The 20,115-nt window shown below is 64.0% G+C and carries 17 protein-coding genes; 8 read left to right on the plus strand and 9 right to left on the minus strand.

Going from position 1 to position 20,115, the window contains the following annotated elements; translation table 11 throughout:
* Nucleotides 1-38 precede the first annotated feature (38 nt).
* Nucleotides 39-1,373, minus strand: a complete 1,335-nt coding sequence (locus BraRD5C2_RS26310) for a sensor histidine kinase (protein ID WP_223973402.1) — start codon at nucleotides 1,371-1,373, stop codon at nucleotides 39-41.
* 2 nt (nucleotides 1,374-1,375) lie between these two features.
* Complete coding sequence (locus BraRD5C2_RS26315) at nucleotides 1,376-2,050, minus strand: response regulator (protein ID WP_092125557.1); 675 nt, start codon at nucleotides 2,048-2,050, stop codon at nucleotides 1,376-1,378.
* A gap of 391 nt (nucleotides 2,051-2,441) precedes the next feature.
* Between BraRD5C2_RS26315 and BraRD5C2_RS26320 the strand changes: the two genes are divergently transcribed.
* From BraRD5C2_RS26320 to BraRD5C2_RS26335, 4 genes are all read left to right on the plus strand, one after another.
* Complete coding sequence (locus BraRD5C2_RS26320; protein ID WP_223973404.1) at nucleotides 2,442-3,641, plus strand: efflux RND transporter periplasmic adaptor subunit; 1,200 nt, start codon at nucleotides 2,442-2,444, stop codon at nucleotides 3,639-3,641.
* A 56-nt stretch (nucleotides 3,642-3,697) separates the two neighbouring features.
* On the plus strand, nucleotides 3,698-6,955 hold the full coding sequence (locus BraRD5C2_RS26325) for an efflux RND transporter permease subunit (protein ID WP_223973413.1): 3,258 nt from the start codon (nucleotides 3,698-3,700) through the stop codon (nucleotides 6,953-6,955).
* Entirely contained in the window at nucleotides 6,955-8,550 is a 1,596-nt protein-coding gene (locus tag BraRD5C2_RS26330; RefSeq protein ID WP_223973415.1) for an efflux transporter outer membrane subunit, read from the plus strand. Before BraRD5C2_RS26325 ends, BraRD5C2_RS26330 begins: the two co-directional genes overlap by 1 nt.
* Nucleotides 8,551-8,856: 306 nt before the next feature.
* Nucleotides 8,857-9,189 (plus strand): hypothetical protein, encoded by a 333-nt coding sequence (locus tag BraRD5C2_RS26335; RefSeq protein ID WP_223973417.1) that lies wholly within the window; start codon nucleotides 8,857-8,859, stop codon nucleotides 9,187-9,189.
* Nucleotides 9,190-9,226: 37 nt separating this feature from the next.
* Here BraRD5C2_RS26335 and BraRD5C2_RS26340 read toward each other — a convergent pair whose 3' ends face one another.
* From BraRD5C2_RS26340 to BraRD5C2_RS26365, 6 genes are all read right to left on the minus strand, one after another.
* The gene (locus BraRD5C2_RS26340) at nucleotides 9,227-9,556 is read right to left on the minus strand and encodes a hypothetical protein (RefSeq protein WP_223973419.1); all 330 of its coding nucleotides are present in this window, start codon (nucleotides 9,554-9,556) and stop codon (nucleotides 9,227-9,229) included.
* An 82-nt stretch (nucleotides 9,557-9,638) separates the two neighbouring features.
* The gene (locus BraRD5C2_RS26345) at nucleotides 9,639-10,727 is read right to left on the minus strand and encodes a TRAP transporter substrate-binding protein (protein ID WP_223973427.1); all 1,089 of its coding nucleotides are present in this window, start codon (nucleotides 10,725-10,727) and stop codon (nucleotides 9,639-9,641) included.
* 247 nt (nucleotides 10,728-10,974) lie between these two features.
* Nucleotides 10,975-12,063 carry a TRAP transporter substrate-binding protein gene (locus BraRD5C2_RS26350; protein ID WP_097672506.1) on the minus strand — a complete coding sequence of 363 codons (1,089 nt, stop codon included), beginning with the start codon at nucleotides 12,061-12,063 and terminating at the stop codon, nucleotides 10,975-10,977.
* 326 nt (nucleotides 12,064-12,389) lie between these two features.
* Nucleotides 12,390-12,626 (minus strand): hypothetical protein, encoded by a 237-nt coding sequence (locus BraRD5C2_RS26355; protein ID WP_223973429.1) that lies wholly within the window; start codon nucleotides 12,624-12,626, stop codon nucleotides 12,390-12,392.
* A gap of 200 nt (nucleotides 12,627-12,826) precedes the next feature.
* Nucleotides 12,827-13,957, minus strand: coding sequence for an Mrp/NBP35 family ATP-binding protein (locus BraRD5C2_RS26360; protein WP_223973431.1), 1,131 nt, complete (start codon nucleotides 13,955-13,957; stop codon nucleotides 12,827-12,829).
* Between the two features lie 109 nt (nucleotides 13,958-14,066).
* On the minus strand, nucleotides 14,067-14,504 hold the full coding sequence (locus BraRD5C2_RS26365) for a VOC family protein (RefSeq protein ID WP_223973434.1): 438 nt from the start codon (nucleotides 14,502-14,504) through the stop codon (nucleotides 14,067-14,069).
* A gap of 202 nt (nucleotides 14,505-14,706) precedes the next feature.
* Between BraRD5C2_RS26365 and BraRD5C2_RS26370 the strand changes: the two genes are divergently transcribed.
* The 4 genes from BraRD5C2_RS26370 (at nucleotide 14,707) to BraRD5C2_RS26385 (ending at nucleotide 18,605) form a co-directional block, all read left to right on the plus strand.
* Nucleotides 14,707-15,579: an NAD(P)-dependent oxidoreductase gene (locus tag BraRD5C2_RS26370; protein WP_223973436.1), complete on the plus strand. Its 873-nt coding sequence runs from the start codon at nucleotides 14,707-14,709 to the stop codon at nucleotides 15,577-15,579.
* 453 nt (nucleotides 15,580-16,032) lie between these two features.
* The gene (locus BraRD5C2_RS26375; protein WP_223973444.1) at nucleotides 16,033-17,637 is read left to right on the plus strand and encodes a sensor histidine kinase; all 1,605 of its coding nucleotides are present in this window, start codon (nucleotides 16,033-16,035) and stop codon (nucleotides 17,635-17,637) included.
* Between the two features lie 154 nt (nucleotides 17,638-17,791).
* Entirely contained in the window at nucleotides 17,792-17,995 is a 204-nt protein-coding gene (locus tag BraRD5C2_RS26380) for a DUF1289 domain-containing protein (RefSeq protein ID WP_223973447.1), read from the plus strand.
* Between the two features lie 25 nt (nucleotides 17,996-18,020).
* The gene (locus tag BraRD5C2_RS26385; RefSeq protein WP_223973449.1) at nucleotides 18,021-18,605 is read left to right on the plus strand and encodes a TIGR02281 family clan AA aspartic protease; all 585 of its coding nucleotides are present in this window, start codon (nucleotides 18,021-18,023) and stop codon (nucleotides 18,603-18,605) included.
* 126 nt (nucleotides 18,606-18,731) lie between these two features.
* Here BraRD5C2_RS26385 and BraRD5C2_RS26390 read toward each other — a convergent pair whose 3' ends face one another.
* Nucleotides 18,732-19,829, minus strand: a complete 1,098-nt coding sequence (locus tag BraRD5C2_RS26390) for an alpha/beta hydrolase (RefSeq protein WP_223973452.1) — start codon at nucleotides 19,827-19,829, stop codon at nucleotides 18,732-18,734.
* Nucleotides 19,830-20,115: the final 286 nt, after the last annotated feature.

Below are 20,115 nucleotides of genomic sequence, written 5' to 3' on the forward strand. Positions count from 1 at the left end.
AGGCCTCGCGGCACGACAGGTGCCGCAGCCCGAGCCGCTCAGGCAGCCGCCGGCTCCGCCTTGGCGAGGCGGAAGCTCAGCGTGAACTGGGCACCGCCGGACGGCAGGTTCTCCACCCTGATCGTCGCGTCGTGATCATCGACGACGCCCCGGACGATCGAGAGCCCGAGCCCCGCCCCGTCGGTACGCTGGCGCTGGCGATCGCCGCGCCAGAAGCGCTGGAACACCAGGCCCTGCTCGGCGGGCGCAATCCCTGGCCCGCAGTCGCGCACCTGCACCGAACCGTCCTCATGCACCTCGACATCGACCGAGGTCGCGTCCGCGGTGTACTTGATGGCGTTCTCCGCTAGATTGAAGATCGCGCGCTGCAGCATCTCGGCATTGCCCTTGACCCGCACCGGACCGTCGGTGCCGCGCAGCGCGATATCCTTCTGCTGCGCCAGCGCATAGGGCGCGATCGAGCCGACCACCTCGGCGCACACCGCGCGCAGATCCGCGGTTTCGCCGGGGTCCAGCACCAGCGTATCGAGCTCGGCGATCTCGAGCAGCTGGCTGACGATGCGGCTCATGCTCTCGATGTCGGCATGCAGCTCCTTGGTCCCCTTGGCTACATCCAGCGTCTCGATCCGGGTCCGCAGGATCGCGAGCGGGGTGCGCAGTTGGTGCGCAGCATCAGCAGTAAACTGCCGCTGCACGTGAAACCCGTCCTCCAAACGGTCGAAGGCCTGGTTGACGGCGGTCACCAGCGGCAGGATCTCGCTCGGAATCCCCTCCGTCGGCAGACGAATGTCGGTCCTGGCCGGTCCGATGGCCCTGGCCTCCTCCGAAGCCCGCAGCAGCGGAATCACGGCGCGGCGGAAGATCAGGATGTCGGTCGCCAGCAGGATGAGGAGGATCGGGATGGTGATCCAGCCGACCCGGCGGAAGAAGTTGGAAACGATGTCATCGATGATGACGTCGCGATGCGACAGATCCTCGGCGACCTGGATGCGCAGCGTCTGGCCGCCGACGAGCTTGGTGGCGCTGGCGCCGGAAATCCGGTCGGCCAGGGCCGGCAGCCGCGGCGCACCGCGATGCGACGAAAACAGCAGATTGTCGTCCGCATCGTAGATGTCGTAGCGATAGCGGCCGTAGGCGTCGGAATAGAGCCCCCTCAGGCTGTCCGGCAAATTGAGCTGCACCTTGCCGGCGGAATCGACCACGAGGTTCTGGCCGAGATCGGCGGCTTGATCGCGCATCGCTTCGCGATGCAGCTGGTTGATCTCCGAATTCAGCAACCACAGCAGCAGCAGCGGCAGGAAGATCGCGGCGACCGCGACCGCCACGATGTGCAGGAACACGATCCGCGAGGTCAGCGACGTGAAGCGGAACACCCCTATTTCTCCTCCGCCATCAGATAGCCGACGCCGCGAATGGTGTGGATGATGACCTTGGCGCGGTGCTCGGTGAGCAGCTTGCGCAGGCGCGACACGTAGACCTCGACCGCATTCGAGGCGACCTCGCCGGACAGACCGAAGATGTGGTCCTCGACATTCTTCTTCGGCACCACCCGTCCCTGCCGTCGCAGCAGGATTTCGAGCACCGACGTTTCACGCGCGGAGAAGACGTGCGGAGCACCGTCGACGAACACCTGCTTGCTCTCGGTGTCGTAGACCAGATTGGCGAGCTTCAGCGATGAGCCGAGCAGCTGGCCGGGCCGGCGCAGGATGGCTTCGAGCCGTGCCACCAGCTCCTCCAGCGCGAACGGCTTCGCCAGATAATCGTCCGCGCCGCTGCGCAGGCCGTTGACCCGGTCCTGCAGGCCGTTGCGCGCGGTCAGCACCAGGACCGGCAGCGGGTCGGTCTTGCGGCGCAGCTCCGACAGCACCGACAGACCATCGCCGTCAGGCAGACCGAGATCGAGGATCATGGCAGCATAGGTGACGCTGCGCAGCGCATCACGCGCCTCGGCAACGCTGTTGACGATATCGGACTCATATCCCGCCGCCACCAGCCCGCTCGCGAGCAGTCGCGAGAGCTCGAGATTGTCCTCGACGATCAGAAGGCGCATCGCAGCAGTCCTGTTTTCATTCGACCGGTCTTCCGTTTGCACACCGTGTTGCGATGCGCCAGCCTAGCGACAATTCCGCAACAGATCGCACGCTGAGCAATCCCGATGTGCAAACGATACGCATTTAAGCACAACGCCCGGATTGCCGCCCACAGCGCTATGTTTTGGCTATGTGCCGCCGCTGCTATTCCCACGCAAAATAGATAAACCGGGACCCGCCGCAATCAAATTCGCGCGCCGGGCGCGCTATTGAAAAGGGCAAATGTAAGGCTGGCGTCAGCTAGCCCTGATAACTGTTCATTCGCTCTCACCGGGAGATCGGACGACGGCCCGCCACGCGGCAAGACCTCGTCTCTCGCGCGAGGCTTTCATGCAGTATTGGCGGCCGGCGATGTCATTTCGAATGAAGTATATGGGCTTTGCGGCGATGCCGGTGCTGGCGGCGCTTCTCGTCGGCGCGTGGCTCACGACGCGCGCCGATGGTGTCGTGAATGCCAAGGCCGCGCAGGAGTCCGCGCCGCAAGACGTCAACGTCGAGCAGCAATACGTCGCGCTGAGCGACAAGCAGGCGGCTTCGCTGAAGACCATCGCCGCGGAGCAGCGTTCGTTCCGGACCCTGAAGAACGCGGTCGGCTCGATCGACTTCAATCAGAACATGCTGGTGCAGGCGTTTACCCCAAATCCCGGCAGGATCGTCGACACGCCCCTCAATGTCGGTGACGAGGTTGCGAAGGGCGACAGGCTGTTCACGATCGACAGCCCCGATCTGCTGCAGGCCGAGTCGTCGCTGCTGGCCTCGGCGGGCGTGCTCGAACTGCAGACCAGAACGCTGGCGCGGGTCAGGCAGCTGCTGAAGACCGGCGGCGGCGCGCAAAAGGACGTCGACCAGGCGACGTCGGATCAGCAGACCGCCGAGGGCAACTACAAGGCCGGGCGCGACGCGGTGCGCATCTTCGGCAAGAGCGACGCCGAGATCGACCGCATCGTCGCCGACCGCAAGGTCGATTCGATCCTGGTGGTGCCGAGCCCGATCTCCGGCCGGATCATTGCGCGCAATGCAGCGCCGGGACTCTTCGTGCAGCCCGGCAATGCGCCGGCGCCCTATTCGCTGGCCGACATCTCGACGATGTGGATGGTCGCCAATGTGATCGAGACCGACGCTCCCGCCTACCGGATCGGCCAGCCGGTCGAGGTGCGGGTGCCGGCCTATCCGAACGAAGTGTTTCGCGGCCGCGTGACGACGCTTGGCCTCAACATCGATCCGAATTCGCACCGCCAGCTGGTGCGTTCGGTGATCGACGATCCCCAGCACAAGCTGCGCGCCGGCATGCTGGCGAGCTTCACCATCGAAACCGAGCCGCCAAAACTGTCGGTGAGCGTTCCGCTGGACGCCATCGTGCGCGAGGGCGACGGCACGATGACAGTGTGGGTCACGAGCGACGGCCGCAAGTTCGACCGCCGCACAGTGACGATCGGCATGGAGCAGGACGGCTGGCGGCAAATCCTCAACGGCCTCGCAGCCGGCGAGAAGGTTGCCTCTACCGGCGCGATCTTCCTCAGCAACAAGTTCGCCAACGCGGCCACCGGCTAGCGCGCCAGCCGCAACGCTGGCCGCGCCCTCGTCCGCTCAAGAGTAAGTGCAGCACCTTGATCAAGAGCCTCCTCCAATTCGGCCTGACCCGAAGCGCCGTCATCGTGCTCGGCCTCGCCGTGTTCTGCGCCGCCGGCTTCGCTGCGTTCACCAAGCTGAACATCGAGGCCTATCCGAACCCGGCACCCGTCATCCTCGAGATCACGGCGCAGGCCGCCGGCCTCTCCGCCGAGGAAATGGAGAAGTACTATACGATCCCGATGGAGGTCGGGCTGTACTCGACGCCGGGCGTGGTCAACATCCGCTCGACCTCGTTCTACGGCCTGTCGTTCGTCCGGGTCACCTTCAGATACGGCGTCGACTATTACTTCGCGCTCTCGCAGGCCACCAACAACCTCACGCAGAATGTCCAGCTTCCCGGCAACCAGATCCCCCAGATCCAGCAGTCCAGTCTGGTCGGCGAGATCTATCGCTACCAGCTCGTCGGTCCGCCGAATTTCGGCCTGACCAATCTCCGGACGTTGCAGGATTACGTGGTTGCCCGCCGGTTGATGACGATACCGGGCGTCGTGCAGATCAATTCCTGGGGCGGCACCACCAAGCAGTTCAACGTCGACGCCGACCTAGCCAAGCTCGAAGCCTACAACATCACCGTGCCGCAGCTGATCAGCGCGCTCGGCAACGCGAACATCAATGTCGGCGGCCGCGAAATCGCCATCGGTCAGCAATCCGTCAACATCCGCGGCATCGGCCTGATCAATTCAGGCGGCGATGACGACATCACCAAGGGCTACCGGGTCCGGGACATCGAGAACGTCGTCCTGACCCAATCCAACGGACTGCCGATCCAGATCAAGGACGTCGCGAAGGTCTCGGTCGGCTATGTGCCGCGGCTCGGCATCGCCGGCAAGGACAGGAACGACGACGTCGCCGCGGCGATCGTCGTGATGGGACGCACCCAGCACACCAACGACATCGTGCCCAAGGTCGAGGAGGAAGTCGCCAAGATCAACAGCGACGGCACCCTGCCTGCCGGCGTCAAGGTGGTCCCCTATTACGACCGCACCTCGCTGGTCAGCGTCACGACCCACACCGTGCTGCACAATTTGATGTTCGGCTGCCTGCTGGTGTTCGTGATCCAGTGGGTCTTCCTCGGCGACCTCAGAAGCGCGCTGATCGTCAGCGCCAACATCCCGTTCGCGCTGTTCTTCGCGATCATCATCCTGGTGCTGCAGGGCGAGGACGCCAATCTGCTGTCGCTCGGGGCTGTCGACTTCGGAATCATCGTCGATTCCGCCGTCATCATGATGGAGAACATCTTCCGCAACTTCCAGTCCAGCCCGGAGAACCGGCTCCGGGTGCTGCAAAACCTCGCCGAGGGATACTGGGGTGGCGATCCCACGACGCGAAACGGCCAGCCCGCGCCGGGCTGGACCGAGCGGCTGCGGATGATCTTCGTCAGCGCATTGCAGGTCGACAAGGCGGTGTTCTTCACCGCTGCCATCACGGTGACCGCGTTCGTGCCGCTGTTCACCATGCAGGGCGTCGAAGGCCAGATCTTCGGACCGATGGCGCGAACCTACGGCTACGCGCTCGCCGGCGCGCTCTTGGCGACCTTCACCGTGACACCGGTGCTGGCATCGCTGCTGCTGCCGCGGCATATCGAGGAAACCGAAACCATCATCGTGCGCTCGCTGCGCAAGGCCTACACGCCGGTGCTGCGCTGGTCGCTGACGCATCTGAGCGTCGCGGTCGCAGCCGGCATTATCTTCCTCGGACTGAGCGGCCTTGCTGCGAGCCAGCTCGGCAGCGAATTCCTGCCCGCGCTCGAGGAAGGCAATTTCTGGATCCGCGCCTCGATGCCGCCAACCATGTCGCTCGACGCCGGCACCGAGCCGACCCGCAAGATGCGCGAGATCCTGTTGCGTCACCCTGAGATCATCACGGTGGTGTCGCAGCATGGCCGCCCTGACAATGGCAGCGACGCTTCTCCGTTCTCGAATGTCGAGCTGTTCGCGCCGATCAAGCCGTTCGACCAGTGGCCGCCCGGCCTGACCAAGGAGAAACTCACCGAGGAACTGCAGCGGGAGTTCGACGAGGAGCTGCCCGGCGTCACCTTCAACTTCTCGCAATACATCCAGGACAACGTCGAGGAGGCGCTGTCGGGCGTCAAGGGCGCGAACTCGGTCAAGATCATCGGTCCCAACCTCGCCGTGCTCGAGCAGCTCGCGACCAAGGTCGCGCAGGAGATGGCCAAGATCCGCGGCGTCGCCGATCTCGGCATCTTCCACCTGGTCGGGCAGCCCAACCTCAACATCAAGGTGAACCGCGAGAAGACTGCGCGCTACGGTCTCAATACCGGCGACGTCACAACTGTGGTGCAGGCCGCGCTCGGCGGCACCAGCGCGACGACGGTGCTGGAGGGCGACCGGCAGTTCGGCGTGGTGGTGCGGCTCGATCCGAAATTCCGCCAGAGCATCGACGAGGTGCGCGAGATCAAGGTGGCCTACCAGACGCCATCCGGCACCAACGCCTACATCCCCTTGAGCGAGCTTGCCGACATCTCGCTCGATACCGGCGCGTCGTTCATCTACCGCGAGCGCAGCCAGCGCTACATCCCGATCAAGTTCAGCGTGCGCGGCCGCGATCTCGGAAGCACGGTGGCGGAGGCGCAGACGCGCGTCGGCGAGGCCGTGCAGCTTCCGACCGGCTACCGGATGATCTGGTCCGGCGAATTCGACAATCTCGAAGCCGCCAAGGCGCGGCTGATGATCGTCGTGCCGGTGACGCTGCTGCTGATCTTCGTGCTGCTCTACAGCCTGTTCAACTCGCTACGCGACAGCCTGCTGGCGCTGGCTGGCATTCCCTTCGCGGTCGGCGGCGGCCTGATCGCGCTGTACTTCGCCGGGCTCGATTTCTCGATTTCGGCCGCGATCGGCTTCATTTCGCTGTTCGGCGTTGCCGTCATGGACGGCATCCTCAACATCACCTATTTTCGCGAATTGCGGGCCTCGGGCATGAGCATCGCGGAGGCGGTGTTCAACGGCGCCGAGCAGCGCATGCGGCCGATGCTGATGACCGCGCTGTCGGCGGGCGTCGGCCTGTTCCCCGCGGCGCTGTCGCACGGCATCGGCAGCCAGGTGCAGCGACCGCTCGCGACCGTGGTGGTCGGCGGCATGTTCATCGGCCCGCTGCTGCTGCTGATCGTGGCGCCTGCGCTGCGCAAGATCTTCCTGTCGCGCGAGCCTGTCGCCTCTCCCGACCAGGCGGCTGCCACGGCGCCGCCCGAAGCGGCGCATGAAGGGGGCGCCTGATGTCCGAGATCGTCGCAAAAGTTGTTGCCGCGCTCGCGCAGTGCGGAAGGCGCGCCCTGCGTCCGACGCTTGGCGCCGGCGCCGCCGGGCTGTTGCTTGCAAGCTGCGCCGTCGGTCCGAATTTCGTGCCGCCGGTCGCCCCCGACGTCGATCGCTACACGCCGGAGAAGCTGGCCTCCCCCAGCTCGAATGCCGGGGGCCCCAGCGTGCCCAAGCAGCACTTCGTCAGCGGGGAAGACGTATCGCTGCGGTGGTGGACGGCATTTCGCTCAAAGCCGCTCGACGAGCTGATCAAGATGTCGGTCGAGCACAACCCGTCGCTGCAGGCGGCCGAGGCGTCGATCAGGATCGCGCAGTACAACGCGCTGGCGCAGCGCGGGCTGTTCTTCCCGCAGCTCGGCGCAAACTACACGCCTTCCCAGCAGCAGATTTCCGGCGCGTCGGGTTCGGGCCCGGGCGGCCAGTCGCCTTCGGTATTTTCGCTTCATACCGCGCAATTGAACGTCAGCTTCGTGCCGGATATCTGGGGCCAGAATGTTCGCGCGGTCGAGAGCCTCGACGCGGTCTCCGAGCAGCAACTGTTCCAGCTGGAAGCGGCCTACCTCACCCTGACCGCCAACGTCGTCACCGCGGCGATCCAGGAAGCATCGCTGCGCGGCCAGATTGCCGCGATCCAGCGCGTCGTGAAGATCGAACGCGGCATTTTGGAGATCGTGAAGAACCAGTTCAACGCGGGCAGCGCCGCCCAGGTCGACGTGCTGGCGCAGGAGGCCGCGCTGGCCCAGTCCGAGCAGCTGCTGCCGCCGCTCGAAAAGCAGCTCGCGGTTCAGCGCGACCTGCTGACGTCGCTGGCCGGGCAATTCTCGGCCGACGAAATCCTGCAGAAGTTCACGCTCGACCGCCTGGCGCTGCCCGCACATCTGCCGGTGAGCCTGCCGAGCAAGATGATTGCCCAGCGTCCCGACGTCAGGGCCGCGGAGGCGCTGCTGCATTCGGCGAACGCCCAGGTCGGCGTGTCGATCGCGGCGCGGCTGCCCAACATCACGATCACCGGCAATGCCGGCGCCGCCGGCTTCAGCCTCGCCGAATTGTTCGCGCCGGGGACCAGTTTCTACGTCATCGCCGCGAGCGCGACCCAGCCGTTGTTCGATGGCCTGACGCTCTACCACAAGCAGAAGGCTGCGGAGGCGGCGGTGGACCAGGCGGATGCGCTCTATCGCCAGGCTGTCGTCACGGCGATGCAGAACGTCGCCGACGCCTTGCGCAGCCTGCAGGCCGACGCGCGCGCCTTGCAGGCTGCGGTCAAGGCCGAGCTCGCCGCCAAGGCCAGCCTCGACATCATCCAAAAGCAGCTTGCGCTCGGGCAGGTCAATCAGGTGGTCGTGCTCAATGCCCAGCAGGTCTATCTGACGGCGGCAGTGGTCCGCGTTCAGGCCCAGGCGACGCGTCTCTCGGACAGCGCCGCGCTTTTCATGGCGCTCGGCGGCGGCTGGCCGACAAACTGCGCATCCGACGACTGGCGCAAGTGTGCCCTGGAGGATTTGCCCGCCACCACCCCGCAACGGGTCAGCGAAAACGGACCTGCTGCCCGCTGACAAGCGCCGCACAACGCTACTGACTGGAGGAACCGACGAATGAAAAACATTCTCGTCTTGGCGGCAATTCTCCTCGCGGTCTCCGCGGGATCCGCGGCCGCACAGAGCGCGGTCGGCGGTCCGAAGAAGCCAAGCAATCTCGGCGGTCCCACCGAGCAGAAGAACCCGGTGGTTCGCACAACGCCGGCTGCCGGATCAACAACGCCTCCGGCAGCGCCGCCAAAGCGATCGCCGAGGAAATAGCGGCAGGCTTCTGCGATCGAATTGGCTTCCGAGATTCACGCTGATCGGCTCGATGAGACCCATATGAAAAATACAACGCGTCTGCTTCTCATCGCTGCGGCCGGTGCCATGTTGGCGTCGGTTGCCTGCGCGGCGCCTGTTCAGGTCACGCGGCCGTCACCGCAAGGCCCGGCAAGCATCGTTCAGGTACGGCTCGCGTGTGATCAATACTGCCATTGCTGGCAGACACGCTATCAGCAGCGAAGCTATCGCCGGACAATCGACGATCAGGCGCGACAGGATCCGAATTACTGCCCGGGCGGCGGGCACTATAACGGCCATTACCGCACCGGGCCGGCCACCGGATTGAGCTTCGAAAGCCGCCTTCCCGTGCGCTCATTGCCGTTTCCATTTTGAACGACGGCAGGTGCACGGTGGTTGCGAGCGAAGGCGCCTACCAGATGACGGCCGCGCATACCAGCGCCAACGGCACCGCGGCGCCGCCGATCACGACCCACCTGCGCATATCAGCGGGATCTCTGGAATACCTGAAGATCTGGACGGCGACGAAGAGGCAGACCGCGGCGCCCAGGATGATGCGAAACAGATCGGATGGCGTCTCGTAGGCCGACCAGATGGTTTCGTTTTGCGGGCTCGCGACGCGAGCCGTTATGACCACCACAAGGATCAGAAACAACGTCCGCAGGATAAGACCGAGGAAACGCATTTGGCGCCCTGATTCACGCTCCCGGGCAACGTTAGCACGAATCTCGCCGAAAAGCATTCATTTGACTGGCCCCTCGCCGGCTCCAGCAAAAACCCCGGGCCTTTGCCCGGGGTTTTGCTCGCATTGAAGGTGCGTGGCATCAGGCCTGAGAGTGGCGTGCCATGAAATTGTCGTAGCCGACTTCGGCGACCTGGAACCACTGGTAGCCGTTGTTGGAGAACGTCGTCAGCGAGTCATAGACCTTCTTGAAATTGGCGTTCGTCGCCGATACCTCGGCATGCAGCTCCTTGGCGGCCTTGAAGGACGCTTCCATCACCGTAGCCGGGAACGGGCGCAGCTTGGTGCCGGCCGCCAGCAGCTTCTTCAGTGCGAGCGGGTTGGCCTGGTCGTAGCGCGCCATCATCCAGTTGTTGGCGAGATGGCCAGCCTGCTCGAGCACGAACTGATAGTGCTTCGGCAGCGCGTTCCACTTGTCGAGGTTGATCATCGCCACCAGCATCGGGCCGCCTTCCCACCAGCCGGGGAAGTAGTAGTTCGGCGCGACCTTGTAGAAACCGAGCTTCTCGTCGTCGTAGGGACCGACCCACTCGGCCGCATCAATGGTGCCTTTTTCCAGCGCCGGATAGATGTCGCCGCCGGCGAGCTGCTGCGGCACCGCGCCGAGCTTCTGCATCACCCTGCCGGCAAAGCCGCCGATGCGGAATTTGAGGCCCTTGAGATCGTCGACGCTGTTGATCTCCTTGCGAAACCAACCACCCATCTGGCAGCCGGTGTTGCCGGCAAGCAGCGAGGTGACATTGTAGCTCTTGTAGAACTCGTTGAGCAGCTCCTTGCCGCCGCCCAGCATGAACCAGGCCTGGTTGAGCCGCATGTTGGGCCCGAATGGCACCGAGGAGCCGAAGGTGAAGGTCGGGTCCTTGCCGAAATAGTAATAGGGCGCGGTGTGCCCCATCTCGACCGTGCCGTTCTGCACGGCGTCGAGCACCTGCAGGCCGGGCACGATCTCGCCGGCGGCAAAGGTCTGGATCTGGAATTTGTTGTCGGTGGCCTCCCCCACCGCCTTGGCCATCAGCTCGGCACCGCCGTGCAGCGTGTCGAGCGACTTCGGCCAGCTCGTCGTCAGGCGCCATTTGAGCTCCGGCATCGACTGCGCGATCGCGGGAGCTGCGACCGTTGCCGCGCCTGCGACACCTAAACCCGTGACCTTGATGAAATCTCTGCGCTTCATTTGAATCCCACCCTGTATGATTGTGTTTATCCGAGCGTCGACGGCTTGCGATCGTCGCGCTGCGTTTCTTTGCCGTCATGACCGGTGACCGGTCACGCGCCCGCCTTCGTGCCGAGGCTTCGGGCGCGAGCATGGAACATCCCCTCGGCGAATGCCAGACGCAAAGAACCCGGCCCCCTTGCGGGGGCCGGGCTACTTAAGTCGAAGCTTCTGGCGCGTTCTCTGCTCGCGAACGCTCGAAGCGCTGTTAGCCGCGGGTGCGCGAGCGGATCATGAAGCTGTCGAAGGTGTATTCGGCGACCTGCCACCACAGATACTGATCGGAACGGTACGCCTGCATCGCGTCGATCGACTTCTTGAAGTCGGCATTCTTGGCCGAGATTTCACCCCACAGCTCGTTGGTCGCCTTGAGGCAGGCCTCGAGCACTTCGTTGGTGAACGGACGCAGCTGCGTGCCGCCGGCAACCAGCCGCTTCAGCGCCGAAGGGTTCTGCATGTCGTAGCGCGCAGCCATCCATGTGTTGGCGTTGGCGGTCGCGTTGGTCAGGATCGCCTGGTAGTTCTTCGGCAGCGCGTTCCACTTTTCGAGGTTGCAGTAGGCGTGCACGGTCGGGCCGCCTTCCCAGAAACCCGGATAGTAGTAGTACTTGGCGACCTTCTGGAAGCCGAGCTTCTCGTCGTCATAGGGACCGACCCACTCGGCGGCGTCGATGGTGCCCTTTTCCAGCGCCGGATAGATGTCGCCGCCGGCGAGCTGCTGCGGCACCACGCCGACCTTCTGCAACACTTGGCCGGCGATGCCGCCGATCCGGAATTTGAGGCCGGAGAGATCGGCGACCGTCTTGATCTCCTTGCGGAACCAGCCGCCCATCTGGGTGCCGGTGTTGCCGCAGGGGAAGCCGATCACGCCGAACTTCTTGAAGAACTCGTTGCCGAGCGCCTCGCCGCCGCCCTGGTACCACCAGGAGTTCTGCATGCGGGCGTTGAGGCCGAACGGCACCGACGCGTAGATCGCAAAGGTCGGGTCCTTGCCGACATAGTAGTAGGACACGGTGTGGCACATCTCGACCGTGCCGTTGGAGGTCGCGTCCAGCGCCTGCAGGCCGGGGACGATCTCACCTGCCGCGAACACCTGGATCTGGAACTTGTTGTCGGTCATTTCGGCGACATACTTCGCCACCTGGTCAGCACCGCCGTAGATGGTGTCCAGCGACTTCGGGAAGCTCGAGGTCAGGCGCCACTTGATTTCAGGCGAGGACTGCGCAATCGCCGGCGCGGCAACCGCCGTCGCGGCAGCACCAGCCGCAGACACTTTCAAAAAATCACGACGCTTCATCGTAAGGCTTCTCCTTGAGGGGCGTTTCCCAGTGACCGCAAGCAGTTCTCCGGCAGGAGGCTCGCAAGCAGAACACTTGCAAAAGGCCCGCCGAGGCGCTCTCGATCGGCCCTTTAACACGGAAGACGGCCTCACGGAAACGCGACAATGGCATGACCGCACCAATTAAACGAAAGTCTGATGAGGCGGGAAATTTGCCGGAAAATGCAGGCTCAGGCTGCGGCAACGACGACTTGCAGCGGCTGGCGAAGCTTGCTGCCGTCACGCGGTAAATCGCCGCGTGCGGGCCGCCCGGCCGGCGCTCAACCACCGGGCTAACGTGGCAATCAGCGCCGCGCCGTCTCTCGCGCCTTCTTGGCTTTATCGGCCAGATGCCGCCCACGCCGAATCCAGCTTTGCGCCGTCGTCTTGCTGACGCCAAAGGTCTTGGCGATCGCCACGGCGGCCTCGCCGATCGAGTCGGATTTCTTGGCAAGATTGAACGCCGCCCGGGAGGCCTCTTCGCGCTTCTCCCGCGTCAGGTGCTTGCGGCGTTGTTTGTTTGCTTCGCGTGATGCTGCCATGTCGCTGGTCGCCTCACGGCCCCTCCCCGTATGTCGGCTGCCCGTGCCCGCCTTCAATTGACGGAACGGTGGTACGATTCGGCCAGTGCCGGACAAACATACAGGCCGGACGCGATTCAGCAATCGTCCAAGGGCGACATGCCTGTGAAGAAGGGCCGCCGGGATCCCGGCCTTTCGGGCTCATCGGCCATCGCGCAGGCTCAGGCGGCGGCGATCACGCCTTGCAGCTGCTCACGGACCTTGCTGCCGATCGCGCGGTAGATCGCCGCATGCGGGCCGTCCGGTTCGCTCTCGACAACCGGGTTGCCGGAATCCGAGGCAGCGCGGATGGCGATGTGCAGGGGGATTTCGCCGAGGAACGGCACCCCGAGCTTCTCGGCCTCGTGGCGGGCGCCGCCATGGCCGAAGATGTCCGAGCGCGTGCCGCAATGCGGGCACTGGAAATAGCTCATGTTCTCGACAATGCCGAGCACCGGCACGTTGACCTTCTTGAACATCGCCAGTCCCCGCCGTGCGTCGATCAGCGAGAGGTCCTGCGGCGTCGAGATGATGACAGCGCCCTTGAGCGGGACGTTCTGCGCCAGCGTGAGCTGGGCGTCGCCGGTGCCGGGCGGCATATCGACGACCAGCACATCGAGCGTGCCCCAGACGACGTCGCGCAGCATCTGGGTGATCGCCGACATCACCATCGGCCCGCGCCAGATCATCGCGGTGTCTTCCTCGACCAGGAAGCCGATCGACATGATCGCCAGGCCGAAGCGCTGCAGCGGGATCATCTTCTTGTCGTCGTTGAGCTGCGGCTTCTCGCGGATGCCGGTCAGCCGCGGCACCGATGGGCCGTAGATGTCGGCATCGAGCAGCCCGACGCGCAGGCCGATGTCGCGCAGACCGAGCGCAAGGTTGAGCGCCGTGGTCGACTTGCCGACCCCGCCCTTGCCGGAGGCAACCGCGATGACCGCGGAGATGCCGGGAATCTCGGCCTGGCGCGCCATCGGCGATTGCGCACCGGGCGGGTGCGGATGACGGTGCGCGGACGCAGGCTGGACACCGCCGGCCGGTCGCGGCGCAGGCGCCGCACCGCCCGCCTTGCGCTCGGCGGTCAGCGCAATCATCGCGACGCTGACCCCGGGAATGGCGCGCACGGCGTTCTCGGCCTGCGCACGCACGCTCTCCCAGGCGCGGGCTTCCGCGGCATCGACATTGATCGAGAAGAACACCTTGCCGTCGGTGACCGTGATCGCCGACAGCACATTGGCGTTGGTCAAGGCTGTGCCGCGCGGCGACATCACCTTGGCAAGACAATCGAGAACCTGTTGCTGCGTCACGCTCACCGCGCATCTCCTGGCTTTTTAGCGGGGCGTGATCTTGTCGGAAAACCGCTTCACACTTTTCCGGATCACGCCCAGGAGACGACCCAATAAAGCGTTGCAGCGCAAAAGGCTACCTCGCTCCGACGTCGTCCCGCCGTTCGGACGGCGCTGCGGAGCCGCCCTCCTTGGCGGCCTCGTAGTTCAGCTCTATCATGACCCCGTTGGGGTCGTTCACGAAGATCTGCCAGAGGTCGCCGCCGGGAACCTGGCGCGAGTCGAATTCCATGCCTTTGGACTGCAGCCGCTTCCGCATCCCGTCAAAACCCTGACTGGCAAAGGCGACGTGATGGACGACGCCGGAGTCAGGCTTTTGTGCCTCGTCGGTCGCGGAAATATCGACCAGATGCACGACCGCCTTGCCCTCGCTATACATCCACGCACCGGGGAACGCGAAGTTCGGCCGCGCACCCTTTTCCAGGCCCAGAATGTCCTCATAGAACCGCACCGTGGCGGTGAGATTCCGGGTCCGGATATTGAAATGATCGAGCACACCGACGCTCATGCCCATGCGAGACACTCCCTTTTTTGTGAGGTTCTTTGGTGGGCCGATCCTAGCACAAAACCGGGGTCTGCCATCCAACGAAGCCGTTGCCCTCCGCTGCGCAGGGGGTATGGTGCGGCTCCCTTCCATGGACGGAATGCCCTGCCCGCCGCGCCGTTTTCCGGCGGTCTCAAGGGGCGATCACCACGGCAATCACAAGGTAACAGACATGGCTAAAGTCGCTTTCCTCGGTCTCGGCGTAATGGGTTTCCCGATGGCGGGACACCTCGTGAAAAAGGGCGGCCATGAGGTCACCGTTTACAACCGGACCGCGGCGAAGGCGAAGGAATGGGCCGACAAGTTCGGCGGCAAGACCGCGCCGACCCCGAAGGCCGCCGCCGAAGGCCAGGATTTCGTGATGTGCTGCGTCGGCAACGACAACGACCTGCGCGCGGTCACGATCGGCCCCGACGGCGCCTTTGCCGGCATGAAGAAGGGCGCGACCTTCGTCGACCACACCACCGCCTCCGCCGAGGTCGCCCGCGAGCTCGACGCCGCCGCTACCAAGGCCGGCTTCAAGTTCATCGACGCGCCGGTGTCCGGCGGCCAGGCCGGCGCCGAGAACGGCGTGCTGACGGTGATGTGCGGCGGCAGCGCGGACGCCTATGCCGGCGCCGAGCCGATCATCATCGCCGCCTATGCGCGGATGTGCAAATTGCTCGGACCGGCAGGCGCCGGCCAGCTGACCAAGATGGTCAACCAGATCTGCATCGCAGGCCTCGTGCAGGGCCTGTCCGAGGGCATCCACTTCGCCAAGAAGAGTGGCCTCGACGTCGCCGCCGTGATCGAGACCATCTCCAAGGGCGCCGCGCAGTCCTGGCAGATGGAGAACCGCTACAAGACCATGAACGAAAACAAGTACGATTTCGGCTTCGCGGTCGAGTGGATGCGCAAGGACCTCTCGATTGCACTGGCGGAAGCCCGCCGCAACGGCGCCACTTTGCCGGCGACCGCGCTGGTCGACCAGTTCTATGCCGAGGTCGAGAAGATGGGCGGCAAGCGCTGGGATACGTCGAGCCTCTTGGCGCGGCTGCAGCGGTAGCTGTCCGCATTGGCACGGTGACCCGCGTCGGCGGGCCACCGTGCCATGCAGCGTCGTCTCGCGAAGGAGCATTCCCCTTAGAAGGTGCGCGCTGCCAAAATATCGAAAACAACCCCATGCAAAGTAGCCCGCCGCCGGCATTCGATTTGGCAACTTGACACGTCGGGCAAATCAGGCGCACATTTCCATTATTCCGAAATCATGGACGTGGCTAGCGTCTGGGGTTCACAGGCGGTCACGCAATAGATGTATGCCGAAACTTGCCGTCTTTCGTTGCAGTCCTCGAAAGCCGTGGCTCTCCTCGGACCAACGGCGCGGCGCCCGGCGCAAAAGTTAATTTAACCTCCGGTTAACGCTTTTCTTTAGCTCTTTAAGGTAACGCTTAATGAATTGGCGTCACAGATAGACAATGCAAAAAGCCCGCGCGGTTCGCGGGCAGGATTTGTGTTGTTGATGAGTAATCCCGCAGAAAAGCCTGAAGTTGTACAGCTTCCGGCAGGACCTCAGGTGACGGTGCCGGTCAACAACCGGCGCGTCGCAGCACAGCGGGTGCGCGAGGCGCGGGATCGGTTAACGTCAACCAGTGGAACCCGCCCGGCTTTCGACGCCGAACTGCTCCGGCAATATGCCCAGACCCGGATGTCGGCATCCTATGTCGTGATGCTGCTCGTGGTGGCAACCGGCGTCCTGTTTAGCCTCTGGATGAAGCCGATCGTGGCCGGCGCCTGGACGGTCGGCATCCTCGGCGTCCATCTCGCCATCATCCGCAGCTGCTCCCGCTTCCTCGCCGAGCCCACCTCGGTCGCGGTGACCCGCAAATGGCGGACCCGCTTCGTACTGCTCGACCTGCTGTACGGCCTGTGCTGGACCGCGATCCTGATCCACCCCGCCGGTCGCGATCTCTCCTCCAACACGCTGATGATGTTCCTGATGCTGCTGGTGATCGCGGTCTCCAGCATGCTGGCGGCGAGCCTGCCTATCGCAGCACTCGCAGCGACCGTTCCGGTGACGGTCGGGATCGCGCTCGACCTCGTGCTCAACGGCGCGTTCGACAATTACGTGCTGGCGCTGCTCGCACTTGCCGCCGAGGGTTATTTCGCGCTGCTGGCGCATCGGCTGCATTCGACCACGCTGGCGACGCTGGAAGCCCGCGCCGAAAAGGACGCGCTGATCGGCGAGCTGGAACAGGCCAAGGCGATCTCCGACGAGGCGCGGCACCGGGCCGAATCCGCCAACGTCGCCAAGTCGCGCTTCCTGGCCCAGATGAGCCACGAACTGCGCACCCCGCTCAACGCCATCCTCGGCTTCTCCGAGGTGATGAAGAGCGAGATCTTTGGCGCGCACGCGGTGCCGGTCTACAAGGAATATTCCGCCGACATCCATAACTCCGGCGTGCACCTGCTCAATCTCATCAACGAGATCCTCGATCTGTCGCGCATCGAGGCCGGCCGTTACGAACTGAACGAGGAAGCCGTGGCGCTGGTGCATGTCGTCGCCGACTGCCACCATCTCCTGAAGCTGCGCGCCTCCAGCCGCGGCATCACCATCCACGAGGTATTCGAGCACGGCATGCCCAGGATCTGGGGCGACGAGCGCGCCATCCGCCAGGTCGTGCTCAACCTGCTCTCCAACTCGATCAAGTTCACCCCGCAGGGCGGTGAGATCTGGCTGAAGGTCGGCTGGACCGCGTCGGGCGGGCAATATCTGAGCGTGAAGGACACCGGAAGCGGCATCGCCGAGGACGAGATCCCGGTCGTGCTGGCCTCGTTCGGCCAAGGCTCCAACTCGATCAAGTCGGCGGAACAGGGTGCGGGCCTTGGACTGCCGATCGCGAAGAGCCTGATCGACATGCATGGCGGCACCTTCACGCTGAAATCGAAGCTGCGCATCGGCACCGAGGTGATCGTGACCTTGCCGCCGGAGCGGGTGATGAGCGCGCTGGCGCCGATGACGGAAGAAGCGCCGCCGATGCAGCCGGAGCCCGCCGAGCCCTCGATGGGCGCCGACCGGAAACGCGTGCGCCGCAAGTCGATCATGAGTGCCGGCACCGGATTGTAGAGCATGTCGCGGACAATCGTGACGCGGTTTTCGTTGCCCATAGACGCAAGGCGTTCGCGCCAACACCATGCTCGCGCCAAAAAGCCGGGGCGTGATGGCGCATCCCGATTCGACCGGCTTGCACTGGCGGGTGAAACGGGTCAACAGTTGAACAATGAGCTCAGAAACGCCGTGTATCGCAGTCTGCATGATGGACCCCAGGACGAAGCTCTGCTTCGGCTGCGGTCGCACGCTTCCGGAGATCGCGCGCTGGCACAAGATGGACCGCACCGAGCGGCTGTCCGTCATGGCGACGCTGCCGGCGCGGATGGCCGAGGCTGGGCTCGAGCGCATGGAGCCGCATCCGAAGCGCGCGTGACCACCGCCGCGACCGGAGCCGCACCGTGAACCGCATCCTTCTTGTCATCCTGCTCTTGATGGCAACCGCCGGCGCCGTGGTCGCCTACGGCGATCCCGATCAGATCGCGCGCGCCAGGCAGAATCTGACCCAGATCTTCGGCCGCGGCATCGCCGCGCCGGCCGCCGTCCCTGCCCCCGCGGTGCAGATTGCGCGCAGCCAGGGCGGCGAGTTCGCGTTCCGCGCCAAGATCAACGGCATCAGCGCACCGATGGTGATCGACACCGGCGCGACCTCGGTGGTTCTGACCTGGGAAACCGCCAAGGCGATCGGGCTGCCGACCGACATGCTCGAATACAATGTCGACCTGGAGACCGCCGGCGGTCACACCAAGGCGGCGCGGCTGACGCTCGATCGTCTCGCGGTCGGCAAGCTGGTTGAGAAATCGGTGCCGGCGCTGGTGGTGCAGCGCGGGCAGATGAAGACCAACCTGCTCGGCATGAGCTTCCTCGACCGGCTCGAAAGCTGGGGGGTCCGTTCCGACACGCTGAGCCTCACCGGATACCCTGATGTCACCGGCAGCATCACGCCCTCGAGCCGCCACCGGCGCCCGCGCGCGGTTGTCGACTAGCGGTGTGCATCTCAGGCAAAGCCAAAGTCAGTTGGCTTAGCCCGTCATCGACAGCTCTTGATCTAAATCGGATATGTCGGAAGGTCCGGTGAAAATTGGTGCTGTGCGCCAACGGGCCCGAAAGCCTCATTTGGCAGACGCCGCTCGTGACGTATCCTCTCCGAGTTGTTGACCCTGGGCCAACCTCCGCTCCAACATGCCCATTACGGTGCTTACTTCGTCGAAGGCTCTGGAGTGCGAGTCGTCTCCCCCCAGATGAGTAAGGTCGAACACCAGAATTTTCTGCTGAGCAATCGCGCTCTTGTACGGTTCTTCTTCCGGATTGATGTCGCCGACGCGGTTTGTCCCTCCCGCAATTGATTTTGAGATTTTGAGAGCGACATCATCTTGAGACAGAAGCAATCCGATCCGAGGGCGCCGGGATCCCATCTCTCCGACCTGGCTGATGAACTGGTCAAACGCGACGTCGGGCGCGACAAATGCCACATTCTTCAGCTTCGAAATCGTGCTACCGCGGGATGCTTTCATATGGAGCGCATCAAGGGTTACAAGACAACCCATGGAATGGCAGACAAGTGTGATCTCCTTGATGCTAGGATTCGAGTTCACGACGTCCAGGAATTGGGCCAGGGGCGCGGCTGACTGCGTCGCAACCTTGCGGTCGTACTCATACGACCCCAGATTTGCGGCTCCCTGTGACGGCCACGAAAAGAGGACCGGAACAACGGGAAGTCTGCCGTCTTGCACGAATTGCGCGTACCGATACACCGCATCGTCGAAGCGGTTGTTGAATCCATGAACGAAGACCATCGCCTTGCTGCGATGTTTTGCTTTTGCCACGATGGTGACAGCATTTCCAAATCCGGCGCGATCCAGATACTCCGTCGACGTCGTTACAAAGTCTTTACGTGGGTCGCCCGGGAGAGTCACCGGCCACTGTATTTCGCCGACCGCCCGTGAATGATCCGGCGGAATAGAGACCGTGACCTGACCGAAAGCCATCTCGTTGGACGGATCCCGGCCGAACATCTCGCCGACATCGCTGCTGGACCGAGCGCGCGTCGTTCCAATAAGAATAGGGACTTGCGAGGCGGCATCAACCGTCTCACTGCTCGGCACAAGCACGCCTTGCAAGGGACGGATCGTGCATGAACAGCAGGCAATGGCCGCCAACACGGCGATTGTAACCCGCAAAGAAGCGACAGCACGGCCCCGTGGATGCATCCGGCTCTCCTCTTGCCACACAGCGAGGACCCGAAGCAGCCAGCATTCTCATAGCGTCTGCCTGACCTTGACCTTCGGCCCCTGCCGGCGGGTGCATCCAACACCTGAGTGAGTTCCACACAGTCCGGATTGATTCAGATCAATGATCCGGTCCGGTTGCCGAACCCACCGGGAGCTTCCCGACGTCAGCGATCCTCTTCGCTGGCGCTGGCATACAAATGCTGATGACACGAGTTCTGGACCCCTGGTCCAGACGGCCGCTCCCACAACCCGAGTGGCCTTACCA

Origin of the sequence: Bradyrhizobium sp. RD5-C2 (genome assembly GCF_019972155.1) — a bacterium.
In the GTDB taxonomy this organism is placed as follows: domain Bacteria; phylum Pseudomonadota; class Alphaproteobacteria; order Rhizobiales; family Xanthobacteraceae; genus Bradyrhizobium.

Excerpts from the sequence above, each read along its gene's own strand:
- BraRD5C2_RS26315 (WP_092125557.1), bottom strand. The coding sequence starts at position 2,050 with ATGCGCCTTCTGATCGTCGAGGACAATCTCGAGCTCTCGCGACTGCTC.
- BraRD5C2_RS26380 (WP_223973447.1), top strand. The coding sequence starts at position 17,792 with ATGAGCTCAGAAACGCCGTGTATCGCAGTCTGCATGATGGACCCCAGG.
- BraRD5C2_RS26330 (WP_223973415.1), top strand. The coding sequence starts at position 6,955 with ATGTCCGAGATCGTCGCAAAAGTTGTTGCCGCGCTCGCGCAGTGCGGA.
- BraRD5C2_RS26370 (WP_223973436.1), top strand. The coding sequence starts at position 14,707 with ATGGCTAAAGTCGCTTTCCTCGGTCTCGGCGTAATGGGTTTCCCGATG.
- BraRD5C2_RS26390 (WP_223973452.1), bottom strand. The coding sequence starts at position 19,829 with ATGCATCCACGGGGCCGTGCTGTCGCTTCTTTGCGGGTTACAATCGCC.
- BraRD5C2_RS26340 (WP_223973419.1), bottom strand. The coding sequence starts at position 9,556 with ATGCTTTTCGGCGAGATTCGTGCTAACGTTGCCCGGGAGCGTGAATCA.
- BraRD5C2_RS26365 (WP_223973434.1), bottom strand. The coding sequence starts at position 14,504 with ATGGGCATGAGCGTCGGTGTGCTCGATCATTTCAATATCCGGACCCGG.
- BraRD5C2_RS26355 (WP_223973429.1), bottom strand. The coding sequence starts at position 12,626 with ATGGCAGCATCACGCGAAGCAAACAAACAACGCCGCAAGCACCTGACG.
- BraRD5C2_RS26350 (WP_097672506.1), bottom strand. The coding sequence starts at position 12,063 with ATGAAGCGTCGTGATTTTTTGAAAGTGTCTGCGGCTGGTGCTGCCGCG.
- BraRD5C2_RS26335 (WP_223973417.1), top strand. The coding sequence starts at position 8,857 with ATGAAAAATACAACGCGTCTGCTTCTCATCGCTGCGGCCGGTGCCATG.
- BraRD5C2_RS26345 (WP_223973427.1), bottom strand. The coding sequence starts at position 10,727 with ATGAAGCGCAGAGATTTCATCAAGGTCACGGGTTTAGGTGTCGCAGGC.
- BraRD5C2_RS26375 (WP_223973444.1), top strand. The coding sequence starts at position 16,033 with ATGAGTAATCCCGCAGAAAAGCCTGAAGTTGTACAGCTTCCGGCAGGA.
- BraRD5C2_RS26320 (WP_223973404.1), top strand. The coding sequence starts at position 2,442 with ATGTCATTTCGAATGAAGTATATGGGCTTTGCGGCGATGCCGGTGCTG.